The organism is Streptomyces sp. NPDC087310 (genome assembly GCF_044744405.1).
Lineage (GTDB): Bacteria > Actinomycetota > Actinomycetes > Streptomycetales > Streptomycetaceae > Streptomyces.
In genome coordinates, this window is the sequence record NZ_JBIUYF010000009.1 from 190,634 (window position 1) to 213,643 (window position 23,010).

At 70.0% G+C, this 23,010-nt stretch carries 23 protein-coding genes and 3 pseudogenes; 8 read left to right on the forward strand and 18 right to left on the reverse strand.

The window, feature by feature from the left end:
* Nucleotides 1-490: 490 nt before the first annotated feature.
* Nucleotides 491-1,252 (reverse strand): SDR family oxidoreductase, encoded by a 762-nt coding sequence (locus ACIO3P_RS31580; RefSeq protein WP_401849972.1) that lies wholly within the window; start codon nucleotides 1,250-1,252, stop codon nucleotides 491-493.
* A 189-nt stretch (nucleotides 1,253-1,441) separates the two neighbouring features.
* Between ACIO3P_RS31580 and ACIO3P_RS31585 the strand changes: the two genes are divergently transcribed.
* Entirely contained in the window at nucleotides 1,442-2,314 is an 873-nt protein-coding gene (locus tag ACIO3P_RS31585; protein ID WP_401849974.1) for a helix-turn-helix transcriptional regulator, read from the forward strand.
* A 124-nt stretch (nucleotides 2,315-2,438) separates the two neighbouring features.
* Here ACIO3P_RS31585 and ACIO3P_RS31590 read toward each other — a convergent pair whose 3' ends face one another.
* A complete protein-coding gene (locus ACIO3P_RS31590; protein WP_329826581.1) occupies nucleotides 2,439-3,041 on the reverse strand; it encodes a TetR/AcrR family transcriptional regulator in 603 nt (200 codons plus the stop codon).
* Nucleotides 3,042-3,162: 121 nt separating this feature from the next.
* On the opposite strand from ACIO3P_RS31590, the gene ACIO3P_RS31595 reads away from it, so the two are divergent.
* Entirely contained in the window at nucleotides 3,163-3,567 is a 405-nt protein-coding gene (locus ACIO3P_RS31595) for a Dabb family protein (RefSeq protein WP_329826580.1), read from the forward strand.
* A gap of 76 nt (nucleotides 3,568-3,643) precedes the next feature.
* Nucleotides 3,644-4,558, forward strand: a complete 915-nt coding sequence (locus tag ACIO3P_RS31600) for an NAD-dependent epimerase/dehydratase family protein (protein ID WP_401786885.1) — start codon at nucleotides 3,644-3,646, stop codon at nucleotides 4,556-4,558.
* A gap of 138 nt (nucleotides 4,559-4,696) precedes the next feature.
* On the opposite strand, the gene ACIO3P_RS31605 is transcribed toward ACIO3P_RS31600, so the two are convergent.
* Nucleotides 4,697-5,665 (reverse strand): NADPH:quinone oxidoreductase family protein, encoded by a 969-nt coding sequence (locus ACIO3P_RS31605; RefSeq protein ID WP_401849976.1) that lies wholly within the window; start codon nucleotides 5,663-5,665, stop codon nucleotides 4,697-4,699.
* Between the two features lie 152 nt (nucleotides 5,666-5,817).
* On the opposite strand from ACIO3P_RS31605, the gene ACIO3P_RS31610 reads away from it, so the two are divergent.
* On the forward strand, nucleotides 5,818-6,219 hold the full coding sequence (locus ACIO3P_RS31610; protein WP_329826577.1) for a helix-turn-helix domain-containing protein: 402 nt from the start codon (nucleotides 5,818-5,820) through the stop codon (nucleotides 6,217-6,219).
* Here ACIO3P_RS31610 and ACIO3P_RS31615 read toward each other — a convergent pair.
* From ACIO3P_RS31615 to ACIO3P_RS31650, 8 genes and pseudogenes are all read right to left on the reverse strand, one after another.
* Nucleotides 6,179-6,587 (reverse strand): annotated as a pseudogene (locus ACIO3P_RS31615) (transposase); the annotation flags it as partial. The gene ACIO3P_RS31610 and the pseudogene ACIO3P_RS31615 sit on opposite strands and share 41 nt — an antisense overlap.
* Nucleotides 6,506-7,012 (reverse strand): DUF4232 domain-containing protein, encoded by a 507-nt coding sequence (locus tag ACIO3P_RS31620; protein WP_329826576.1) that lies wholly within the window; start codon nucleotides 7,010-7,012, stop codon nucleotides 6,506-6,508. The pseudogene ACIO3P_RS31615 and the gene ACIO3P_RS31620, both read right to left, overlap by 82 nt.
* A gap of 210 nt (nucleotides 7,013-7,222) precedes the next feature.
* Nucleotides 7,223-7,810 (reverse strand): histidine phosphatase family protein, encoded by a 588-nt coding sequence (locus ACIO3P_RS31625; RefSeq protein ID WP_329826575.1) that lies wholly within the window; start codon nucleotides 7,808-7,810, stop codon nucleotides 7,223-7,225.
* 49 nt (nucleotides 7,811-7,859) lie between these two features.
* Nucleotides 7,860-9,407: a pyruvate, phosphate dikinase gene (locus tag ACIO3P_RS31630; protein ID WP_329826574.1), complete on the reverse strand. Its 1,548-nt coding sequence runs from the start codon at nucleotides 9,405-9,407 to the stop codon at nucleotides 7,860-7,862.
* The gene (locus tag ACIO3P_RS31635) at nucleotides 9,404-10,030 is read right to left on the reverse strand and encodes a transcriptional regulator (protein ID WP_329826573.1); all 627 of its coding nucleotides are present in this window, start codon (nucleotides 10,028-10,030) and stop codon (nucleotides 9,404-9,406) included. The genes ACIO3P_RS31630 and ACIO3P_RS31635 overlap by 4 nt, the downstream gene beginning before the upstream one ends.
* Nucleotides 10,027-10,332, reverse strand: a complete 306-nt coding sequence (locus ACIO3P_RS31640; protein ID WP_329826572.1) for a hypothetical protein — start codon at nucleotides 10,330-10,332, stop codon at nucleotides 10,027-10,029. Before ACIO3P_RS31640 ends, ACIO3P_RS31635 begins: the two co-directional genes overlap by 4 nt.
* A complete protein-coding gene (locus tag ACIO3P_RS31645) occupies nucleotides 10,329-11,126 on the reverse strand; it encodes an ABC transporter permease (RefSeq protein WP_329826571.1) in 798 nt (265 codons plus the stop codon). The genes ACIO3P_RS31640 and ACIO3P_RS31645 overlap by 4 nt, the downstream gene beginning before the upstream one ends.
* Nucleotides 11,123-12,118, reverse strand: coding sequence for an ATP-binding cassette domain-containing protein (locus ACIO3P_RS31650; protein WP_401849977.1), 996 nt, complete (start codon nucleotides 12,116-12,118; stop codon nucleotides 11,123-11,125). The genes ACIO3P_RS31645 and ACIO3P_RS31650 overlap by 4 nt, the downstream gene beginning before the upstream one ends.
* A 50-nt stretch (nucleotides 12,119-12,168) precedes the next feature.
* Here ACIO3P_RS31650 and ACIO3P_RS31655 point away from each other — a divergent pair, with 50 nt between their 5' ends.
* A complete protein-coding gene (locus tag ACIO3P_RS31655; RefSeq protein ID WP_329826568.1) occupies nucleotides 12,169-13,266 on the forward strand; it encodes a helix-turn-helix domain-containing protein in 1,098 nt (365 codons plus the stop codon).
* A 154-nt stretch (nucleotides 13,267-13,420) separates the two neighbouring features.
* Nucleotides 13,421-13,789, forward strand: coding sequence for a VOC family protein (locus ACIO3P_RS31660; RefSeq protein ID WP_329826567.1), 369 nt, complete (start codon nucleotides 13,421-13,423; stop codon nucleotides 13,787-13,789).
* A gap of 105 nt (nucleotides 13,790-13,894) precedes the next feature.
* On the opposite strand, the gene ACIO3P_RS31665 is transcribed toward ACIO3P_RS31660, so the two are convergent.
* The 5 genes from ACIO3P_RS31665 to ACIO3P_RS31685 all read right to left on the reverse strand — a co-directional run bounded on the left by ACIO3P_RS31665 (nucleotide 13,895) and on the right by ACIO3P_RS31685 (nucleotide 19,395).
* The gene (locus tag ACIO3P_RS31665) at nucleotides 13,895-14,932 is read right to left on the reverse strand and encodes a MerR family transcriptional regulator (RefSeq protein WP_329826566.1); all 1,038 of its coding nucleotides are present in this window, start codon (nucleotides 14,930-14,932) and stop codon (nucleotides 13,895-13,897) included.
* The gene (locus ACIO3P_RS31670) at nucleotides 14,926-15,609 is read right to left on the reverse strand and encodes a HEAT repeat domain-containing protein (RefSeq protein WP_401849978.1); all 684 of its coding nucleotides are present in this window, start codon (nucleotides 15,607-15,609) and stop codon (nucleotides 14,926-14,928) included. Before ACIO3P_RS31670 ends, ACIO3P_RS31665 begins: the two co-directional genes overlap by 7 nt.
* 164 nt (nucleotides 15,610-15,773) lie before the next feature.
* Complete coding sequence (locus ACIO3P_RS31675) at nucleotides 15,774-17,420, reverse strand: MFS transporter (protein ID WP_329826564.1); 1,647 nt, start codon at nucleotides 17,418-17,420, stop codon at nucleotides 15,774-15,776.
* A 131-nt stretch (nucleotides 17,421-17,551) separates the two neighbouring features.
* On the reverse strand, nucleotides 17,552-18,880 hold the full coding sequence (locus tag ACIO3P_RS31680) for a hypothetical protein (protein ID WP_401849980.1): 1,329 nt from the start codon (nucleotides 18,878-18,880) through the stop codon (nucleotides 17,552-17,554).
* 149 nt (nucleotides 18,881-19,029) lie between these two features.
* Entirely contained in the window at nucleotides 19,030-19,395 is a 366-nt protein-coding gene (locus ACIO3P_RS31685; RefSeq protein ID WP_401849981.1) for a cupin domain-containing protein, read from the reverse strand.
* A 220-nt stretch (nucleotides 19,396-19,615) separates the two neighbouring features.
* Between ACIO3P_RS31685 and ACIO3P_RS31690 the strand changes: the two are divergent.
* A pseudogene (locus ACIO3P_RS31690) lies at nucleotides 19,616-20,849 on the forward strand (epoxide hydrolase family protein).
* An 11-nt stretch (nucleotides 20,850-20,860) separates the two neighbouring features.
* Here ACIO3P_RS31690 and ACIO3P_RS31695 read toward each other — a convergent pair.
* Nucleotides 20,861-21,364 carry a GNAT family N-acetyltransferase gene (locus ACIO3P_RS31695; RefSeq protein WP_329826702.1) on the reverse strand — a complete coding sequence of 168 codons (504 nt, stop codon included), beginning with the start codon at nucleotides 21,362-21,364 and terminating at the stop codon, nucleotides 20,861-20,863.
* Nucleotides 21,365-21,659: 295 nt separating this feature from the next.
* Here ACIO3P_RS31695 and ACIO3P_RS31700 point away from each other — a divergent pair.
* Nucleotides 21,660-21,989: pseudogene (locus ACIO3P_RS31700) on the forward strand (winged helix-turn-helix transcriptional regulator); the annotation flags it as partial.
* A gap of 24 nt (nucleotides 21,990-22,013) precedes the next feature.
* Here the strand turns inward: ACIO3P_RS31700 and ACIO3P_RS31705 are convergent.
* Nucleotides 22,014-22,979, reverse strand: coding sequence for a pirin family protein (locus ACIO3P_RS31705; protein ID WP_329826561.1), 966 nt, complete (start codon nucleotides 22,977-22,979; stop codon nucleotides 22,014-22,016).
* Nucleotides 22,980-23,010 lie beyond the last annotated feature (31 nt).

Consider the following 23,010-nt stretch of genomic DNA (forward strand, 5'->3'; position numbering starts at 1 on the left):
CGATCGTGTTCGTGGCCACGTCGGGCTGCACGTGGCAGCCATTGCCGGCCGCGATCGTGTTCGTGGCCACGTCGGGCTGCACGTGGCAGCCATTGCCGGCCGCGATCGTGTTCGTGGCCACGTCGGGCTGCACGTGGCAGCCATTGCCGTCCGCGTCGTTCGGTCCGTCGGGGGCGACGGCTCGGTCCGAATCCTGTCGATCGGGGCAAGTACGGCTCGAAGATCCACCTGATCACCGAGCGGACCGGCCTGCCCTTGTCCGTCGGAATCTCCGATCCACTCCCGGCGCGGACGCCGACGGCGCGGGCCCTACAAGCTGGTGGGCGCCCGCTGCGGTGCCGACCGTGAGCGGTCCGCGAGGTCTTCCCGCAGATAACAGCCCGATATCCGCGGTAGCTTGATCCATCACCTGTGGTGACGTTCTCCACCCGCCAGCAGGGACAGGGACAGGGACAATGATCCATGCGGCTCCTGTGATGGGGAAAGCGGGTCAGCCTTCGCGGCCGGGGAGCATGGCCAGGGCCTGAGAACGCTGTGCGACGAGGTCGTCGTAGGTGCCGTCGCGCTCGGCCCAGCGGTGCCCGAGGACCCCCTTCACCAGGATTTCGCGGGGGGTGGGGTCCGCTGAGAGCAGTTGCATGGCCTCGGTGGCGAAGTCGCCGAGCGGCAGCGCGTGCGGGTTCACCTTTTCCTGGCCTGCTGTGGCGACGGCCGGCGGGACGAGTTCGACGACGCTGACGCCGGTGCCGTCGAGTTGCGCGCGCAGTGCCTCGGAGTAGGCGTGCACCGCGGCCTTCGAGGCGGCATAGGTGGGCATGGGCGGGAAAGGCAGGAAGGCGATGCCGGAGGTGACGGTGATGAAGGTGCCGGCGCCCCGCCGGACCAGGTGCGGGGTGAAGGCGTCGATCACCCGGATGGTGCCCACCAGGTTGGTGTCGATCGTCGTCTCTGCCGCCTCGAAGTGCGCGGGGTCGCGCAGGTCCTCCAGGAGCATGACGCCCGACATCGTCACCACGGTGTCCAGCTCGGGGTAGCGGGCGAGCACCGCGTCACGGGCAGACGCGACGGAGGCACTGTCGGTGACATCGACGCTGATCGTGCCGAAGCCCTCTCCGGCGAGTTCCACGAGTGCCTCCGGGCTGCGGCCGCCCACGGCCACGGCGCTGCCCGCTGCGGCGAACCGGCGGGCCAGCTCTCGCCCGATACCCGAGGTCCCGCCGACGATGAGAACGGTGCGATTGGAGAGATCCACGAGATCTTCCCTTCAGTCCGGGACGCCGACGGCGTTCAGGCCCGCGGCGCATTCAGTGATGTTCTCTGTCCTTCGTGAACAGTGCTACCGCAGTCTTGGCGGCATCCGCCGGGTTGTGACAGTGCCCCCGTCTTCCCTGGTCCTCCCAGGGCCCCTTCCGAGTCACGCACAGCGCATTACGGTGTCGGTATGAAGGATGAGGAATCCGGCAACCGGCTCGGCAGCTACCTGCGCGCCCGGCGAGAGCTGATCTCACCGGCACAGGCAGGAATCCCGCCCGGCGGCAACCGCCGAGTGCCCGGCCTGCGCCGTGAGGAAGTCGCCCTGCTCGCCGGAATCAGCCCCGACTACTACCTGCGACTGGAACGCGGCCGCGACAAGAACCCCTCACCTCAGGTCCTCGAATCACTCGCGCGTGTCCTGCGCCTCGACGACGTCGAGCGGACGTATCTGCTCGGCCTCACGGCAGCACGCCCCAGGGCTCCGCGCCGCAAGCGACCCGAGCACGTACCGGCACGGGTGCACCAACTCCTCGCCCACCTTCAGATTCCCGCGTTCGTCGAAGGGCGTGCGTTTGATGTCCTGGCCTCCAACCCCATGGCTGTCGCGCTCTCCCCGCGCCTGCGGCCCGGCCGGAACCGGCTTCGTTCCCTCTTCCTCGACTCCGAGGAAGAAGCCTTTCACCAGGACTGGGCCAAAGCCGCCGCCAGCTTCGTCGCCGCTCTTCGCACCACCATCGGGGACGACACCGACAACCCCCGGTTTGTCGAACTCGTCGGAGAGCTCGCACTGTCCAGTCAGCGGTTCCGTACCCTGTGGGCCCGACACGACGTCCGCAACCTCGACGGAGGTACCACCACCGTCCACCATCCGATCGTCGGTGAACTGCGGCTCCACCGCGACAAACTCCCCATCGACGACGTCATCCTCGTTGTCTACTACCCCGACAAGGACAGCGACAGCGACGAGAAGCTGCAACTCCTCGCCGCACTCTCACAGACCGAACCCACCGACACAGCACACAGCAGGCCGGCAGACGCCCCGCACCCGAAGACACCCTGACGAACACCGTCCCCCTCGCCCCCGCCGCCCCGTGCTGATCTCACCGGGAGTGTGACCGGGATGGCTCAGCGCAGGGCGTGCTGACGCGTCCAGCCGCAGGCCGCGATACTGAGCCGGCGCCGTACTACCCGTTCCCCGGCGCCTCGGCCCGCCAGCCGAGAAGGATCGCGTGGAGCGCCTGCTCGGCGAGCCGCCGGGCGCGCCGGCTGCCGATGGTGCCGAGGTGGCCGAGCGACGCGATGCCGTACAGGGTGCCCCAGATGATCTCGCACGCCTCGTCGGGATCGGCGAGGACCACGTCGTGGGTGTCGGACCAGGTGGTGAGCAGTTCCTTGAGGACGCCGATGGCCGGTTCCGCGACGCGGCGGCGTTCGTCCGCGTCGACCGTGGTGCCGTTCATGACTCCGTAGAGGTGTGGATGCTCGCCGGCGAACCGAACGTACTCGGACGCGATCCGCATCATGCGCCGATCGATACCGGGCTCCTCGGCGGCCTGCTCGAACTCGGCCAGTATCAGGCGATGGCCGTAGTCGACGAGCTCCAGTACGAGCGCGTCCTTGTTGGCGAAGTGCTGATAGACGACAGGCGCGGAGTATTCGATGTCGGTCGCGATGCGCCGGATCGTGAGTGCAGCAGCGCCGTCGGTCTCAAGGACATGCAGCGCGGCCTCGATGATCCGTTCACGGGTGCTCGCCCGTTCACGGGCCCGTCTTGTGCTGGTGGACATGGCCCGTCTCTTCGCTCCGTCGGTCCCCTCGAACACTACTCCCACGCCCCTTGACGACGCCGTCACAGCATAGCTATCTTAACGACGTTAAGTTAGCTAACAACGTTAGGAAGCGCGCGGCGTGATTCACCACATCAACCGGGCCACGATGAAGGCCACCGCGACACCCGAGCAGATCGAGGCGGCGCTGGAGGGCTGGCGCGAGCAGGGCCGCTCGAACCCTGCGGTCAAGTCCTTCGTCGTCGGCCGCGACCACGGCGGCGACTACGAATACAGCGCGATGTTCGTCGTCGAGGACCTCGACGGACTCTTCGCGTTTCTCACTCACCCGACCACCTACCGGACCGACCACCTCGGTCTGAACCTGGTAGAGCGACTCGAAATCTTCGACGTCAGTGACGACGAAGATCCAGAACTGAACGCGAAGATCCAGGAACTGCACCGGCGCCGCAACGAGTTCAACCCTGAGGTCGCGGGATTGCTTGCCGACGTGCCCGCCTACTCCGGCTCCGGCGTGAACGACTGACCGAGCCGCCCCGCCCCGGGTGCGGCAGTGCACCCAGGACGTTCGCCAGGAATCCAATCCAGGAGAAGTGCCTGTCATGACCGATCATGTTGTCATCGGCGCCGGCTCGATCGGCTCGAACGTCGCCCGCCTGCTCGCCGAGCGCGGCGAGCGCGTTCGGATCGTCACGCGCAGTGGCTCAGGCCCTGTGCATCCGATGATCGAGCGGGTCGCCGCGGACGCCTCCGACCCGTCCCGCCTCACCGAGCTGTCCCGCGACACAAAGGTGATCTACCACTGTGCCAACCCGCCCTCGTACACCATGTGGGAACGCCAGTTGCCGCCGCTGCAGACGGCGGCGATCACCGCCGCGAAGGCACACGACGCCGTCCTGGCGCTCACCGGCAGCCTCTACGCCTACGGCCGGCAGCCCGACGGCCGGATGAACGAGCACACACCCATGGCCGCCACCGGGCGCAAGGGCCGCCTGCGCAAACGGATGTGGGAACAGGCCCTCGCCGCCGGTATCCGTACGGTCGAGGTCCGCGGCGCCGACTACATCGGCCAGGACGCGGCAGGCATCTACTCCATGTTCATCGAGTCGGCTCTGAAGAGGGGCCGCGCCGCCTGGATCGCCGGCCACCTGGACATGCCGCACACCTTCACCGTCAACGGCGACATGGCACAGGCCCTGGTCACACTCGCTCAGGACGAACGCGCCTGGGGCCGAGCCTGGCACGTTCCGTCCCCGCCCGCCGTCACCATCCGCGAGTTGGCGCGGCGCTGCGCCGACGCCGCGGGCCTGCCACCGGTCAAGTTGATCCAGATACCGCGCTTCGTGATGCGTACAGCAGGGGTGATCGTGCCGATCGCCCGGGAGGTGGCCGAGATGGACTACCAGTGGTACGCGCCGTTCCACATGGACGCGACGGAGACGGCTGACACCTTCGGCCTGACCGCCACCGACCTTGACACCGCCATCCGCGACCAGGTCGGCGCGACCAGAGTCTGAGGATGCCGCTTCGGCGAAAGGCTGAACCGTCGGTTTCGTCCTGGCGCTGGGAGGCTTGATCGCACCCCCTCCTGCGGGCCCTGCTCGCCGAACATCACATCAGCCCCGCTGACCAGCGAAGAACACGATGGCGGTCTCTCACTGGATGTCCAGCAGCACCTTCCCCTGCGCGCGGCGCTCGTCGAGTTCGAGCAGAGCTTGCGATGCCTGCTCAAGCGGGAAGCGCCGCCCAATCACGGGCTGAAGCTTGCCGGCCCGCAGGAGAGGCAGTAGCGCGGCCCACTGCTCCTGCAGATAGGAAGGCTGCTCCGCCCAGAACGCGCCCCAGCCGACTCCTGAGACGTTGAGGTTGTTACGCATAAGGCTGTCGACCTTGATCTGGGCAACGTCGCCGCCCGTTGAGCCGACGACCAGAAGGCGGCCCTCGCGCGCGAGGATGCGCAGCGAGCCGGAGACCCGGTCGGCTCCGACCGGGTCCACGACGATGTCAACGCCGCGATTTCCGGTCAGTTCCAGCACCGCGTCCTCGAAGGAGTCGGCCAAGACGACCTCATCGGCGCCGGCCGCCTTCGCCGTATCGATTTTTCCCGGCGCGGACACGACCGCGATCACCCTGGCATCCAGTGCCGCGGCCAACTGCACCGCGGCGGTGCCGACGCCGCCGGCCGCTCCGTGCACCAAAACCGTCTCACCCGGCTTCATCTGCGCCCGGCGCACCAGGGCGAAGTGCATGGTCAGATAGTTCATGGGCAGGGCCGCGCCCGCGCTGAAGGACACATTGTCGGGGAGCGGGAAGACCGCTGCCGGCGGGGCAGTCACCGTCTCGGCGTACCCGCCGACCCCGGGGAAGGCCGCGACCCGCTGCCCGGCCGTCAGGCCGCTGTCCGAGGGGGCGGACCTGACGACTCCGGCGACCTCGGTGCCCGGGATGAAGGGAAGGGTGCGCCGCAGGTGGTACTCACCGCGGCTCTGCGAAACCTCCGGAAAGGTCACGCCGGCAACGTGCACGTCGATGACGACCGACTCGGCATCGACCGTCGGGTCATCGACTTCGACGAGCTCTATGGCGTCGGGACCCTTGAAGGTGGTGATGTGCGTAGCACGCATGGGGGGGGGCTCCTGGGATGGGGCAACGAGATAGAACGGCACGGTTACTTTTCGCGCCTCGGTACTCTTTAAGAACCGCGACCAGCATGGTGTGCCAGCCGCATCCCGATCAATAAGGCACTTTTTGGTGTCCCGGTTCTCCGGAGGTAACGATGGCCCCGACCGATAGCCAGTCGCAGCAGGACGCGGGCCGGGCCCGCGTCGTCCTCGGCATGGTCGGGGACAAGTGGTCGCTCCTGGTCGTGTGCCGCCTCGATCCGGGGCCGCGCCGTTTCACCGAACTGAAGCGAACTGTCGAGGGAATCAGCCAGCGCATGCTCACCGTGACCCTGCGGAGCCTGGAACGGGACGGCATCCTGATCCGCACCGTCCACAACGTCATGCCGCCGCACGTCACCTACGAGCTCACCCCGATGGGCAGAATGCTCTACGAAGCCACCGCGCCCCTCCGGAAGTGGACCATCGAGCACCTGGCGCACATCGACGACGCCCGCGCGCAATACGACGCCCGCGCCAACGCCCAGCCCGCCGAGGCCGCCGAGAGTCACAGCTGATCGTTCCCGGGAAGACATCCGCCTGCTCCAACTCGAACCGCCGGCCCCTGCTGTAGCCGTAGGCGGCGTCCGCCGTGACCCATCCGAACGGGACCCGGCCGGCGATGCCCGGCGGACCGCCTCCTCGGCCATCGCCACCTTCGTCTCGAAGCCGACCGTGTCGTCGATGCCCGCCCACAGGCAGCGCTCCCGGTCATCCGTCCAGGAGGTGGGCAGGTAAGCCGCCGGTCGATCAGGGTGCGTCCGCGGCCGGTGGCGTAGGCGAGGAAAACAGGGCGGAAGGAGGTCAGGCGCCGTGCTGGACGGGGCCGATGACGGTGCCGTCGGCCACCGTGAGCGCTCCCTCGGCGAACGATGTGCCGGGGATCTGCCCGCCCGGGGCCCGGAGGGTGAACGACGCCTCGTTGGCGGGAGTGCCGAGGCCGGCGCTCGGAACCTGGATGTCGAAGTGCACCGGGTGGCCCGGGCCGAAGGTCACCGCGGTTTCCTGGCCGCCGTAGCGGCCGGCGGTGACTCCGCTGTCCGAGCCGTCGTTCGAGAACCGTACGTCGGTGGGCGAACCGGCCAGCGTGCACGGCTCGTACCCACGCGGCGCGGTCAGGGTGACACGGTAGTGACGGTGCCCCGAGCTGGCGGCCGCCTCGGTGATCTTCGCGGTGTGGTTGGCCGGACGGCAGGACGAGGGGGCGGCACCGCTGCCCGCGGTCGGTGATGCCTGCGCGGCTCCCGCACCGGCGGCGCCCGCCAGCACCGTGGCGGCGAGGGTGACGGCGATCCTTCGGTCGGTACGCATCCTGAACGCTCCTTGCCTTGCTCGTCGGCCCTGCGGACGGTGTCCGTTGTTGTCCGTCAGATGTTGTCCGTCAGAACCATGGTCGACGCCATCCCTGCCCGCCCTCCCGCGCGGGAAATGTCCCAGGATCGCCACAGCCAGGTCTCCGGTACGTGAGGATGCGCACCGGTGCGCGTCTGTGACCTGGCGGAGGCACCCCGCCGCACCGCCTCATGGCCGCACACCGGCCCCGAACCCCGACCAGCGCAGAGCGGTCGGCAGGTGCCCCATGTCGTTGTACAGCAGCACCGTCGGCTCCGTGCCGTCGCGATACTCGATCACCGTCAGTGCCGTGTTCCCGCAGTTCAGACCGAGCCATCGCACCGGTGGCGCGTCGAGGGCGTGCCGGACCAGCCAGGCCACCGGATAGGCGTGGGTGACCAGGACCTCATGGGTCTCGATCTCGGCGGGGCGCGCGAACCTGTCGGTCAGGGCATCGGCGAGGCGTTCCGCCTCCGCGGCTTCCTCCGCGCCGTACCCGTCGAAGAACGCCGCCCACGCCGACGGCGCTTCATCCGGGATGTGCGGTACGTGATCGACCAGTTCGGCCGCTTCCCGTACCGGGGCGTCGGGAAGGTATCCGCCGACGATCCGAGCGGATCGCACCGCCCTGGGAAGGGGCGAGTGCCACACCACGTCGATCGGAAGGCCGGCCAGGCGCTGCCCGACCAGTTCCGACTGCCGCTGCCCGACGTCGGTCAGTTCACCGAACGGGTCCGCCGCTCCGTGTCGTATCAGGTACGTGTGCCGGGTCGCCATCGTCGTTCTCCCTTCCAGGATCTGCTCGTCGTCATGAAGCGGTTCGGCGTCAGCCGAGCCGCCCGGAGTGGCCCAGCGCGGTACGGGCCGCGTCGAGGCGTTGGGAGTCGGCGCGTTCGGAGTGGTCCCCCGCGATGTCGTCGGCCCATGCGAGCAGCCGGTGGAGGTGGTCACCGGCCGCGTTCGTGACGACGTGGGGAGCGCCGAGGGCGACCTCACCGCTGGTCCCGTCGATGGTGACGGGGGTGCCGTCGCCGATGGTGCGCCCGCCGGCCGTCACCGAGCCGTTGTCGACGTCGACGGTGAGGCCGGCGACGCCCACGACCGCGGCCTTTCCCATGGCCCGCGCGACGACCGCGGCATGGCTGGCCGGCCCGCCACGGGCGGTGACGATCCCGGTGGCGGCGGCCAGGCCGTGCATGTCGTTCGGGGAGGTCTCCGGGCGTATCAGGACGACCGGGGAGTCCCGGGCCATGCGCACCGCTCCGTCCGCGGTGGTCGCCACCCGGCCGACCGCCACACCGGGACAGGCACCGATCCCCCGGGCGAAGACGTCGGTCTCCTCGGACGACGCGATACGTGGGGTGCGGGCGTGCCGGAGATGCTGCGGCGAGACCCTGAGCAGCGCTTCGTGACGCCCGATGACCCGCTCGTCGACGAGTTCGGTGGCGACGCGGACCGCGGCGCCTCCGACGAACCGGCCGGGCCTGACCTGCAGCATCCAGAGCTCGCCGGACTGGAACGTGAACTCGACGTAGCAGGCGTCGCGGTAGTGCCCTTCGATCCGGTTCAGGGCGTCGAGCAGTTCCGTCCACACCGCCGGTTCCCGTTCGGCGAGTTCGCGCAGCGGCAGGGTCGTGGATCGGCCGGAGACGACGTCTTCTCCTTGGTGCCCGAACAGGACTTCGCCGAACGGGATGTTCTCGCCGGTGTTGGGATCGCGGCTGAACGCGACTCCGCTGCCGCTGTGATCGTCGCGGTTCCCGAACACCATCGTCTGGACGATGGCGGCGGTGCCGTGGTCGTGCGGGATGTCGTTCACCGCGCGGTAGGTCTGTGCGCGTGGTGTGTCCCAGGACGAGAACACGGCCCGGACCGCCCGCTCCAACTGGCGGGGCGCGTCGTCCGGGATCGGTTGATCGCATCCCGCACCGTCCGTGTCCGTGTCCGTGACCGCGGAGCCGAAGCTCGACAGGAAGCGCAGCCGCGCGTCCTGTGCGAAGGACCGGTCCCCTGTCTCCTCGGCCAGGCCCGCGGTGGCTCCGGTCGTGAGGCCGAGGTTGAGGATCGTACTCATCATGCCGGGCATCGACACACCGGCTCCGGAGCGGACGGAGACGGCCAGCGGTTTCCGAGGTCCGCCGAAGGTGCGCCCGGTGGAGCGTTCGAGGTCGGCGACGGCGGTCGCCAGCTCGGCGTCGAGTCCGTCGGGAAGACGTCCTGCTCGCAGGAGAGCGCGGCACGCCTCGGTGGTGATGACGAATCCGGCCGGCACCCGCAACCCCAGACGGTGCAGGAGGACGAGGCCGAGCGCCTTGCCGCCCAGGGTTTCCGCCGTCTCCTCGACCTGGGCGGAGATCGCGCGGATCCACCTCATCGCCGCATCCCCAGTGTGGAGAGCAGGTCTTCGTGCAGCTCTGCCCAAACGGTGTGGTACGAAGCGGTGCTGTCGGTGACGTACTCCAGCTCGCCGGAGGCGGCGCGGTCGAGGGCACCGGCGAGGCGTTCGCGGTAGCGGCCGAACCGGGGCAGCGCCGCGGACAGTTCGGCGCAGACAGGGGCGGCGCGCCGGTCGAGATCGGCGAATCGGTCGAGGACCCGGGAGTCGTAGGAAGGTTCGCTGTGGTCGTTGGCGACCACGATGCCGTCGACCTTCCGGAGTTGCCAGGCCGCGCAGAGATCGAGCAGCTCCGGGTTGAGAACGAGGAACCGGTCGTATGCCGCCCCCACGGCCCCGCGGGCATCGGCCGAGTCGAGTTCGGCGGCGATCCGCTCGGTGTCCGCGGCGCGCCCGGCGTCCGTGAGCCACCAGGCGGACATGGGTCCGGGCTGGTACGTGAGAAGACCTTCGGCTCCGAGATCGATGAGCTCGGACTCGACATCGGACTCGTCGAGCCCCGTGACCAGGCGGAGTCGGGCGGGTCCGGTGGCGCCGGTGCAGCGCAGGGCGTGCAGCACCAGCAGATTGGTGTCCGTCGTGCGGGTTTCGGGCCAGTTCATGTCGTGCTCCCTTTGGTGTGACGTCGGTCGGCAGGAGGGTTGTTGGCGACTCGCCGCGCGAATCTTCTGTGTGCGGCCTGTTTCGACACGTCCAGGGCTGCCGCGATCGCGCTCCATGACCGTTCCTCCCGGCGCGCGTTCCTGACGAAGTGCTCGACGAGTTGTCCGGCGGTGCGGGTCAGTTCGGCGGCGAGCGCGGTCGCCGCGGCCAGGTGTCTGGTCTCGGACGCTTCCGGGTTCCCCGAGACGATGGCGGAGATCAGCCGGCCGAGGGACGCTGACACGTCGGTCGGCGTCGTCACTCCTGGCGTCCGTAGGCGCGGACCGCGAGGGGGCAGAAAATGACGAACAGGACGGCCGACCACAGCAGGGTGAGGCCGATGCTGCCGGTGTCCGGTCTCCCGTTCAGCAGAGCGCGGCAGGCGTCCATGACGTGGGTGACCGGGTTGATGTCCGCCCAGGCGTGCAGCCATCCCGGCAGGGTGTCGGTCGGGGCGGCCAGGCTGCTGCCCAGTTGGAGTGGCAGGAAGGCGATGAAACTGAACGACAGTACGGCGTCGGCGCTCTTGACGAGGACACCGATGAACACGGTGAGCCAACTGAGGCAGAACCCGAAGAGGATGGCGAGCCCGGCCGCCCCCAGCGCGGCGAGGAGCTCTCCCTGGATACGGAACCCGAGCAGTGCGCCGAGGCCGAACAGGATCGCCACAGCGATCAGGTAGCGGACGAGGTCGGCCAGCACGGAGCCGAGCAGCGGTGCCGTACGGCTGATCGGAAGACTGCGGAACCGGTCGGTGACGCCGTTCCTCAGGTCGAGGTTGATGGCCGCCCCGGTGGAGATCATGCCTGCCAACCCGGCGCCCATGACGAGGATTCCGGGGAACAGGTACTGGAGGTACTCGGCCGTGGAACCGGCGACCGGGCGGCCGAACAGGTAGAGGAAAAGGACCATGAACAGTGCGGGGGTGACGACGCCGTTCAGGATCGGGCCCGGGTTCCGGGTGGTCTTGACGAGACTGCGCCGGGCGAGCACCGCACTGTGCCGGAGGGTGGAGAGGCGCGGGCGCCGAGCGGCCTCGGAAAGGGTCGTGGTCATGCCGCGTCCTTGGTGTCGGTGGTGGGAGCCCCGGTCAGGGAGAGGAAGACCTCGTCGAGGCTGGGCAGGCGGAAAGCGAGCTCGCCGACGTCGATGCCGTGCCCTCGGAGCTGGGCGGTGATCTCGAAGAACTCCGTGTCGCCGGAGACCGGCACGACGAGTTCGTGGCGGCGTGACCGGTCGGGCTCCCGCCCCGCGACTCGGGTGACGATCGCGGCGGCGGAGTCGAGGTCGTCGGCATCGGCCGGCCGGAGAACGATCGTGTGCCCGCCGACCTCGCGCTTGAGGTCGGCGGGTGTGCCGGACGCGATGACCCGTCCGTGGTCGATGACGGTGATCTCGTCGGCGAGGGCGTCGGCCTCCTCCAGGTACTGCGTCGTGAGCAGGACCGTGACGCCGTCCCGGGTGAGCCCGCGGATCATCTGCCACAACTCGTCGCGTTTTCCGGGGTCCAGCCCGACCGAGGGCTCGTCGAGGAATATGACCTCGGGCCGCCCCACCAGGCCGGCGGCGAGGTCGATCCGGCGCCGCATCCCTCCGGAGTACGTGGCGACGGGCCGGTCGGCCGCGTCGTCGAGGCCGAAGCGGGACAGCAGCTCGTCGGCCCGCCGACGAGCGTCCTGCCGTCCGAGGTCGAGGAGCCGGCCGATCATCACCAGGTTGGACCGGCCGGAGAGCTCGTCGTCGACGCTCGTGTGCTGCCCCGACAGCGCGATGCGCCGACGGACCTGAGCCGGGTCCCGCCGAACGTCGATCCCGGCCACGCGCACCTGGCCCGCGTCGGGACGCAGCAGGGTCGCCAGCACCCGGACGACGGTCGTCTTACCGGCGCCGTTGGGCCCCAGCAGTCCCAGGACGTGTCCTCGGGGAGCCGAGAGGCTCACTCCGTCGACCGCGACCGTCCGGCCGAATCTCCTGGTCAGTCCTTCGACCTCGAACCCCGTGTCACCCACGGCGAATCTCCCATGCTCATAGTTTTCCGATGACGTCATCATCTGGATGACGTCTGTATCATGGCACATCAGGAGCGGAAGGGGACACGATGGTGAGACTGACCCGGGCGCAGCAGCAGGAACGGACCCGTGCGGCGGTGCTGGTCGCGGCTTTGCGGGAGTTCGCCGAGTACGGCTACGGCGAGGCCAAGATCGACCGGATCGCCGAGCGGGCCGAACTGACCAGGGGGGCGGTCTACTCCAACTTCACCGGCAAGCGCGCGCTCTACCTCGCGGTCCTCGCCGACACCGCCGAGCGGGCCAGGGACTCCGCCGAATCGCCGGTGGAGTCGCCCGGCTCCGTGGCGGGAGCACTCGGCGCGTTCGCCCGGGTCTGGCTCGAACGACTGCCCCTCGCCGGCGACACACCGGCGAGCGGGCATCTTCAGCTACGTTCGCTGTCCGGCGTGGTCGACACCGACGCGGCCCGGGCAGCGCTGGCCGAGCTCGTCGGATTCGAAGCCCTGCTGCTCGCCCTCGCACTCGAACCGCGCTCCGCGGTGCGCACCCGGACGGTACGACAGGCAGGGCTGGTACTGACCCTGCTGCACGGCGCGGCCGGTCTCGCGGAGAACGCCCCCGGGGCGGGCGATCCGTTCGACGTGGCCCGCGCCGCCGAGCACCTGGCCGGCATCGCCCTCCTCCATGACACGGAGCCGTCACACCTGCCCTTCGTCGGGCCGGCCCGGTCGGCGGAGGACCGGTGGGCGGCACCCCGGGGACTGCGCGACGAGGTCAGCGGCCGCCGGGTCGACCTCGGCGAGGACGGCGTGGTCGTGGTGCTGGGTGTGAGACGCCTGTCCGCGGCCGACGAGGCGTTGCGCTCGACGCTCCAGCGGGACGCGGTGACGCTCGTCATCGTGACGGGCGATCCCTCCGAGATCGGCCGGCTGGCCCGGCTCCGGGTCGCCGATCTCGTCGGCTGTCTGCGACGGGTGTTCCCGGCCGGGGACCTGCCCCGGCTGCGCGTCGTGTTCGACGACGGTGGCACGGTCGCCTCGGCCCTCGACCGGAACTCGGTCGACGACTTCACGGAGGTCGCGGTCCGGGTGCGTGACGGGCTGATCGTGGCACGGGCGGACGGCCGCGGCGCCGGCCACGCGGTGGCCGGCGCTCCGAGTCGACCGGCGAACGGGCGGTCCGACTGACCACCCGACCCCGTACGGACGCGCGGCGGACTCCCCGCCCCGGACCTCGGCAGGCCCTGCGGGCCACCTCCCCGCATGTCAATAGTTTGACATGCGGGGGCCATGATCCTATCGTCGGTGATGTCAAAGCCCTGACATTGATCGAGGAGGACTCGTGTCCATCAGCATCGACGGACCTGACTTCGTGGCCCTACAGGTTCGCGACGTCGAGGCAGCAGCCGCCTTCTGCGAGGAACACCTCGGCCTGCGCCGCAGTGCCGCCTCGCCCCCGGGGGCGGTCGTCTTCGAGACCAAGCCGACCCCGTTCGCCGTGCGCGAGCCGCTGCCCGGCACCGATCTGGACTCCGGCCGTGCCGGTCTCGGCGTCGCGCTCTGGTTCAGCACGCCCGACGCTCAGGCCCTGCACCAGCAGCTCACCACGGACGGCGTCAAGGTCCTCACCCCCGTCACCGCCAGCCCGTTCGGCCCGATGTTCTCCTTCGTCGGCCCCGAGGGCTATGTCCTGACCGTCCACGGAGCCTGACGAGGGCCACCGCCTCGCTCACCCCGGCCGGATCGTGCGCGGTGTCGTGGGCTCCTCGGCCCCAGGCATCGCCGGGGCCGCCCGGCGCGCCTTGGTGACGCGCTCTCAGGAATCCTGGTCGGCCCGGTCCTCGAATGACCGCTCTTCGAGAACTCCGGCGAAGGCCGAGGCGACGAAGGCGACGGCGCGGTCGTCGTCCTGGGCCAGTTGGTGAAGGATCTCCCGCGCGGTGGTTCCGCCGAGCTCGAAGAACGCCTGGGCGAGGCGGATCCGCGTCGCGGAGTCCGCGGTGGGCGCGGCGAGTTCGTCGACCAGGGCGGTCGTGATCCGGTCCGCGCACCCGGGGTCCTGGAACAGCGTCCCCAGCGCCTCCGAGGCGTCCACGTCGTGGGAGCCCTCGACCACCATGGCGACGAGTGTGGGCACGGCCGCGGCCACACCATGCCTGCCCAGAGCCAGAGCGGCATGGCCGCGCACCGTCGTGTCCGGGTCCCCGAGGGCGTCCGCGAGCACCGCGGTCGCACCCGGAGCCTCGGGCGTCTCGGCGATCGCCCGCACCGCGCGCCGCCGGATGTCGACGTCCCGCGCGTGCGCGCCGGCCTCCAGGGCCGCCACGACATCGCCGCCCGATCGGGCGAGCGCCCAGCGCAGGGCACCTGCGACGTGCGGGTCCGATTCGGCGAGGACCGCGGCGGCCAGCAGCTCGGCGGGAACCGACGCGCCTTCCGACCGGGCCAGGACGGCCTGCTGCCTGCGCGCGGCGCTGGTCGAGCTGAGTGCCCGCATGAGTTCGACGGTGCGCAGGACGCCCTGCCAGCCGGTGGGCGCCGACGCGTCGATCGCACGGAGCCGCTCAAGCAGCTCCTGTTCCCGCGCCAGGCGGTCCTCCGTGCAGCGGATCAGGTCGCTGACCAGGGCGGACGGCGTGAACGCCGGGTCCTCCAGCGCCCGCGCGACCTGCTTGAGCGAGAGCCCGAGGGACCGCAGGCTCTCCACATGGAAGATCCTGCGGACGTCCTCGGCGGAGTACTCGCGGTAGCCGCCGGTGGTGCGGCCCGTCGGCCGCACCAGCCCCAGGGCGTCGTAGTGCCGAAGCATCCGGGTGCTCACCCCGGAGTGGCGGGCCACCTCACCGATCAGCAATCCGCGGTCCCCGAGGTCTCGGTGCCCGCCGACGCGGCCACGGCGGCGGCAGCGGCTTGGTCCGGGCCGAGGGTGACCACGCGCTTCGCCTCCTCGACGGCCGCGTCGAATCCGGCCTCCGGGTTCTGCCGGAGCAGTTCGGTGGCACGGGCGTGCGCGGCCACCGCCGGGTCGGGATGCCCCGCGGCCTTCTCCAGGGCGGGCCCGGTCACGTCGCCGAGGTCGACGAAGGCCCGGCTCAGGCTCATCCGTACCCCGCGGTCGCCGCGGCCGAGCTGCACAACCAGTTCGTCGGCCAGGCCCTTCTCCTCGCCCTCGGGCACGAGGACGACCGCGACGCGCCACGCGGTCCGTGCGACCTCGTCGTCGGCGTCACGCAGCATGGCGCGGGTGATCCAGGCCCAGGTGTCCTGGTCGCCGATCTTGGAGAGCGTGTGCAGCGCCTGGCTGCGGGCCTGGGTGCGTTCGGAGTCGAGCTCCTGGCGGATCCGGGGCAGGGTGATCTCCGGCGAGAGGCGTGTCAGCGCCCAGGACAGCATGTCGCGTACGTAGAAGTCCGGCTCGACCGCGCACCGCTCGACAAGCGTCTCCAGGAACACGGGGTCGGGGTTCGAGCCGACCGCCAGAGCCGCCTGGAGCCGGACCGACGAGTCCTCGGCGCCCAGGGCATGGGCCACGCGGGTGTTCCGCGGGGTTACGTTGGTCGTGTTGATCAGGACCACCTCCAGCGCCCGATGGAAGACCCTATCACCGTGTCAAGGTCAAGCCTGTGACCGGCGAATGGAGAAATCCGCTGGTCACAGGCGCCCTCGGGGAGGGTGGGTGACGTACGGGCCCATGCTCAGGTGCGGGGACCGCGGCCGGGGGATCCGCCGCCGGCCGACGAGCCGGGCTGGGCCGTCGGGATCCGGTGGGTGAAGAACAGTGCGACGAGGGCGGCGAGCGCGAGGACGCCGAGTGCGGCGCGCAGACCGTCGAGTCTCGCCGCGGCGTTCGCGTCGAGCGCGGCGGCGGTCACGTCAGCGCTCGCGTCGGCGTCCTTGAGCGCGGTCTTGAGCTGGGCGTCCGACAGGAAGGGCACGCCGCTCTGGAGCTGGACGTTCGCCTGGGTCTTGACCTCGGTCGGGACTGCCGGATTCTGTTCGATGCTGGTCAGGAACGACGTGGTCAGCGTGGCGATCAGGATCGACCCGGCGAGTGCCGTACCGATCGAGGCCCCGAGGTTGGTGACGGAGTTCTGGACGCCGCCGACCTCCGCGCTCTGCTCGTCCGGCACCGAGGACACTGTGACCGAGCCGAGCTGGGAGGCCAGCGCGCCCATGCCCAGCCCGATCAGCAGCAGCGGGACCGTGACGATCTCCGCCCCCGCGCCCGCGTCGAGCGCGGCCATCAGGGACACGGCCCCCGCGAACATGGCGAGGACTCCGAGCCGTACCACCCGCCGCGGCGAGACGTCCGGGAGAAGGCGCGGGATCAGGATCGCGGCGGCCAGCAGCGTCAGCGAGAGCGGAAGAATACGCGCGCCGGTGTCGAGCGCGGAGAGGCCGAGCGCCACGGACAGATAGAGCGGTACGACGAAGAACACGCCCATCTGTACGAGGTACTGGAAGAAGAACATCGTCAGGCCGCCGGTGAGTTGCCTGTTGCCCAGCAGCGCCGGGTCCACCAGCGGCTCCCTGCCCCGGGCGACGAGCCGGGCCTCCCAGCGGAGGAAGACCCAGATCAGGAACAGGCCCGCCAGCATCAGCCACACGACCGGCGAGACCCCCAGCCACGCGGGAGCGTCAGGCTTCGGCCGGAACCAGCCCCACTGGTCCGAGCGCAGGACGCCGAACACGAAGATCCCGAGCCCCAGGGCGGAGAGCACGACCCCGACGAGATCGAGGCGCGGACGCCTGTCGGGCACCGCGTCGGCGACCCGCCGGGCGAGCACCAGGATGCCGAGCACGAGCACCACCTCACCGGCGAACACCCAGCGCCAGGAGAAGTACGTCGTCGCCACACCCCCGATGAGCGGCCCCACCGCGATCGCCACGGCCCCGGCGGCGGCGACGAGTCCGTAGGCGCCCGGACGGCGTTCCACGGCGAAGTTCCCGGCGACGAGCGCCACGATCGCGGGCAGGATCAGCGACGCCCCGACCCCCTCCAGGAACGCCCAGCCGACCAGCAGCACCGGCAGGTTCGGAGCGAGCGCGGTCGTCAGCGACCCACATCCGTAGAGGCCGCAGCCGATCATGAACGCCCGCTTGCGGCCGATCAGCGCGCCGACCTTCCCGCCGGGGATCATGAGCATCGCCATCACGAGCGTGTACGCGGTGATCGCGCCCTGGATCCCGGTCACGGTGCTGCCCACGTCGTCGGCCACCGTCGCGATCGACACGTTCATGACGGAGCTGTCGAGCGCCATCAGGAACTGGCCCGCCGCGAGCGTCAGCAGCACGCCCCGCGTCGATGTCGAACGCCCGCCCGTGTCCGCCTTGGGGGTCATGGCCGCATTGTCACCACGGTCATGGCCAACTCCTCCGGCGACCCGCCATGAAGATCATCCGATTGGCCGCTGGTCGCTTCGACATATCGCGCTGTGCCACGCGGCAGCGTCGAGCAGACTCCCGCGGCGCTTCAGCGTGCGGCGTCACCGGCACGTGTTCCGGCGGGCGGGGTGGTGCCGGCATCCAGGAATTCGCGGATCGCGAAGCCGACCAGTGTGAGTACCGCCGTCCACACCACGACCATCGTGGTCGGGTAGGTCCAGGTGAACAGGACGATCGCCGCGACCAGCAGGATGGCGACCCCGATCCAGCGCTTGAAGCGGTGCACGAACCGCCCGACCGCACCCAGAGGAAGTCCCGCCGACACCGCCACCTCGCGCAGAGCGGCAACACTTCTGCGGCAGCCCGTACGCGTGAGTACGGCGACCCGGGACGGACCGGCGAGGAAGGCGCCGACGGCGGTGAAGAGAGCGACCGCGGCGAGCGACCGCACACCGGCGCGCAGGAACGTGACCAGCGCGTCGTACAAGGCTCCGGCAGCCGCCTGGGACGCCCCGGAAGGCAGATGGCCGAGGTAGACGTCGCGTACGACGGTGAGGGAAACGCCGAGGACCAGCATGGCGACGAACACCGCCAGCGCGGCCCCGATCAGCGCATGACGGCGGTTGAACGCCGCGTACACCCCGGCGGCGGCGACCAGCAGGGCGATGACGGGCAGCCAGCCGCCGAGGATCTGCAGCACCCGCAGCCACGTCTTGACCTTGCCGACATCCTCCGACTCGAACACGACGAAGCTCGTATGGACGGCCGGGATCTTCGCGGCGGGAGCGAAGCCGGCGCCGACCAGACGGTTCTTGACCTCAGCGACGATCGGAGCCACGTCAATGGCGACCTGGTTGTCCTTCAGCGAGACCGCGCCCTCGGCATGCCCCGTCAGCGCCTTGTCGAAAGCGGCGTGCGCACGGCGGTTGCCCTTCACCCAGACCGTCTCGAAGGCACTGCTGGTGACCACCCGCTCCACCGTGCCGCCGATCAGTTGTTCGAGACCCTTGGTGATCGGCCCGTCCAGGCTCTTCAGCAACTTCGCCACCCGTGGCGGGACGCCCTTCTGCGAAGCCGCCGTCGACACTTCCTTGACCAGAGCGTCCACGTTGATCTGTGCCAGCACTACGGCGGTGACACGGTTGGTGACCGCCTTCTGCACAGCGGGGTCGCCGGCCAGCGGCCCGACGGTGGCGACGTAGCGATCGGTGTCCCGCACGATGCTGTTCGCCCACACCGCCACGACGGACAGCAGCGACAGCAGCGCGGCGAAAAGGATCAACAAGGCAGAGCTGAGCGAACGGAGCCGGTGGTGCCTCGGCGGCCCGGCCTTCTCCAGGACGCTCAACCGCTTGCGCAGTGCGTCCAGCTCGCCGCGCTCCCGCTCGGAAAGCCCGGCGTCGCCATCGTCGCTCATGCCCACAAGGGGACCCCCACGGCGCGGAACGCGCGACCTGGGCGAACCGTGCGTGTGAACGCACTCGTCCATTGGCCGTCGGGCGCGGTACGCGGGAAGCCGCACCGTGCCCGACGGCTGCCGGACCTGCCGTCAGCGCTCCGACGCCCTCAGCTCTGCTGGGGCCGGCCGTACTCCTGCGCCATCGCGCCCGCGAAGTCGTACACGATGACCTGTTCGTCGCCGACAACCCAGGCATCGTGACCGGGCGGGCAGACGAAGACGTCCCCGGGGCCGATCTCGCACTCGGCGCCGTCGTCCATCCGCAGGCCCATCCTGCCCTGGACCACGAAGCCGTTGTGATGGACCTCGCAGCTCGCCGTACCGGCCAGGGGACCCACCGACTCGGTCCAGTGCCATCCGGGCTCGAACGTGGCCACGGCGAAGTCCAGCCCCGTCAGGTGAAGAGCTTCGAGGTGGCCCTTCGGAAAGTCTCGCCGCTCATCGGGCTTTTCGATCGTCTTGACTTCCATCATGAGGGATTCCTCCAACCACCCCCCCCTCGTCCTTCCATGGTGCTGCTGCCGGAGGGCCGCTGGCCACCCCTGGCGGCAAAAGCCTCGAAAGCGGTCGGGAACAGCGCCGCATCCCCCTACGGGTGTCGCCCCATCGGCGCGGGGAGCCCGCCGGGGCGGCACAGGCAGACATCGCACAGTCGTGCGATTCCCTACGTTTGAACCGGAAAGGAACCACGCCATGACCACCCCTCGCGCCTTCCCCTTGAAGCCCACCCCGATCCATGTGTCCGACAAGGTCCTCGACGACCTGCGCGCGTCTCGCGTTGACCTGTCCGCCGCTGGACGAAGGGAATGAGAACTGGTCCTACGGCGTTCCGAACAGCTATCTCAGTGAGCTGGTCGCCCACTGGCGGGACGGCTACGACTGGCGCGAGGCCGAGGCCGCCATCAACGTCTACGAGCACTACCAGGCGAGCGTCGCCGGTGTCCCGGTGCACTTCATGGGCAAGCCCGGCCGCGGCCCTCGCCCGATCCCGTTGATCCTCACCCATGGCTGGCCGTGGACGTTCTGGCACTGGTCGAAGGTGATCGACCCGCTCGCCGACCCGGCCGCGGTCGGCGGTGACCCCGCCGACGCGTTCGACGTCATCGTGCCGTCCCTGCCCGGCTTCGGTTTCCCCGGCCCGCTCACCGGCTTCCCGGACATCAACTTGGAAGGTCTCCGACCTCTGGCACACCCTGATGACCGCGACCCCGGGATAGGAGCAGTACGCCGCCGGGGGCTGCGACATCGGCGGGATCGTCTCCAGCCGGCTCGGCCACAAGTACGCCGACGAGCTGTACGGCATCCACATCGGCTCCGGGCTGCCACTCGACTTCTTCACCGGCCACCGCGCCTGGGACTTCGCCCGGAACCGGCCCCTCACCGACGACCAGCCCGCCGACGTCCGCGCCCGCGTCATCGATCTGGACCACCGTTCGGCGTCCCACCTCGCCGTGCACCTGCTCGACGGCGCCACCCTGGCCCACGGACTGAGCGACTCGCCCGCCGGACTGCTCGCCTGGCTGCTGGAGCGCTGGAACGCCTGGAGCGAAAACGGCGGTGATGTGGAGTCCGTCTTCACCAAGGACGACCTGCTCACCCACGCCACGATCTACTGGGTGAACAACTCCATCGCCACGTCGATGCGTTACTACGTCAATGCCAACCGCTACCCCTGGACCGCCCCGCCCACAACCGCCCCCCGGTCGTGCAGACCCCGGTCGGCCTCACCTTCGTCAGGTACGAGAACCCGCCCGGCATCCACACCGCCGACGAGCGCATCCAGGCGTTCAAGACCGGCCCACAGGCCGACTGGTTCAACCACGTCAACGTCAACGCCCACGGCCACGGCGGCCACTTCATCCCCTGGGAGAACCCCGACGCCTGGGTGAGTGACCTGCGCCGCACCTTCCACGGCCGCAGGCCCTGAACGCCCCTGTGTCACGGCAACGAGCGTGTGAGCCACACCACCTCACCGCTGTCCTCCGTGGAGACGTGATCCCGCTCGAACCCGAGTTTCTCCAGGACACGGAGCGACGGCGTGTTCCACACACCGACGGTCGACCAGAGCCGTTTCCGCCCCGTCGCAACAGCGGCGTCGAGCACCGCACCGGCCGCCTCGGTGGCGTAACCACGCCCGTGCGCGCGCTGGAACAGCTCATACGCGATTTCCGGCTCCTCCACGGTGGAACGACCGACGATCAACCCGCAATAGCCGATGAAGTCGCCTTCGTCACGGCGCTGGATGGGCAGCAGGGCGATCCCCGTTGCCGCCGTCGCGGCGAGCAGCTCCGCGATGGACGTCCGGGTGTGCTCAACCGTGGGCGTCCCGTTGCCGCGTTCGGCGAGGAGCGCGCTGAACTCGGCGGCGTCCGACTCGGCCCACGGCCGCAGTATCAACCGCTCGGTCTCAAGGTGGAACGACATCGTCTCGTAGGTAGACATGGGCCCTACTCTGCCCCACGGGTCACCATGAACTGCATCTGGAGTGCTCAAGCGGAGGCGCACGACGTCGAACGCCCCGACGGCACCGTCATGCCTTCGACCAGGGGACACGGTCATGCCGGGAACGGTGGATCGGGTCCCGGCACTGGCGCAGCTGTCGTTGGTCACTGTGGCTTCGCTGGCGAACGCGGTGATGGCGCCGGCGGTGTCGTGGGCGCGGTGCGCCGTCAGGTAGCGGGTGATCACCTCGGGCAGGGTGTCCGGGGTGCTGGTGCGGGGCCGGCGGTCGTGCATGAGCCTTGTCGCCGACGGACTGCTGGAGCGCCGGCCGTACCAGACCAACCCCGTACGCCACGAGTACGTCCTCACCGAACTCGGGCGCTCCCTCCGGCCGGTCGTCGTCGCCCTGGCCGCGTGGGGCAACTCCCGCCTCGCACCGGACGAACGCAGCATGATCCTCATCGACGCGCACAGCGGCGAGGAGGTCGAGCCCGTCGTCGTCGACGCCAGGACGGGTCACCGGCTCGACGACAGCGACACCTACGTCTTCACCGCGGGTCCCGCGGCGAGCGACGCCATGCGCCGCCGCTACGCGACACGACCGACCACCCCGGTGCGGGCGTAGCGCGAGGGGCGACGTCGCCGCGGGTCAGCGCACCCGGCCCCGTGGTTTCAGCGCCACCGGGGGCAGTTCCGGGGCGGGCAGCCGGGCGCCGTCGTAGCCGGTGACCTCTCCGAAGCGGGAGGTCTCCGTCCAGTCCTTGCGGGCCTGCTCGATCTCCTCGTGCGAACGCCCCACGAAGTTCCACCACATGACCAGTTCCTCCTCGAAGGGCTCGCCGCCGAGGAGCATCAGTCCGGCGTCGGACTCGGCGCGCAGCGGGAGTTCGGTGCGGCCGCAGCCCAGGTAGAGCATGGAGCCGGGGAGTACGGGCACGCCGTCGACCTCGGTCTCGCCGGACATGCACAGGACCGCGTACTCGAAGTCGGGTTCGAGGGGCAGCCGGGTCTCGGTGCCGCGGGCCAGTGCGAGGTCGGCGCCGACCAGGGGGGTGTAGGTGGTGCCGGGTGAGACAGCGCCGTCGAGTGTGCCCAGGATGACGGTGGCGGTCAGGCCGGGGGCGGTGACTTCGGGCAGGTCGGCGTGGTGCTGGAAGTGCGGGGTGACCTCGCGGTGGGCGTCCGGGAGCGCGACCCAGAGCTGCGCGCCGTGCAGGAAGCGGGCGTGGGAGCGGGGGCTCTCCTCCGAGTGGGAGATCGCCCGGCCCGCGGTCATCAGGCCGAGTTCGCGCGGGCGTACGGTCTGGAGGCTGCCGAGGCTGTCGCGGTGCAGCACCTCGCCGTCGTGCAGCCAGCTCACGGTCTGGAGCCCCATGTGCGGGTGCGGCGGGACCTGCATGCCGGGCTCGTCGGCGATGTCGTCGGGCCCGTAGTGGTCGACGAAGGCGAACGCGCCCACCATGCGGCGGCCGAGGTTGGGCAGCAGTCTGCGGACTTCGGTGGATTCGCCCAGCCGGACCGCGCGGGGGCTCAGCAGTTCTCGTACCGGCTCGGCGACGACGAAGCCGCGACCGCCGCAGACGGTGGCGGTGGCCTGACGATCAAGATTGCTCATGGCGCCCAATCTAGCGCTGTGACAGGGAGCA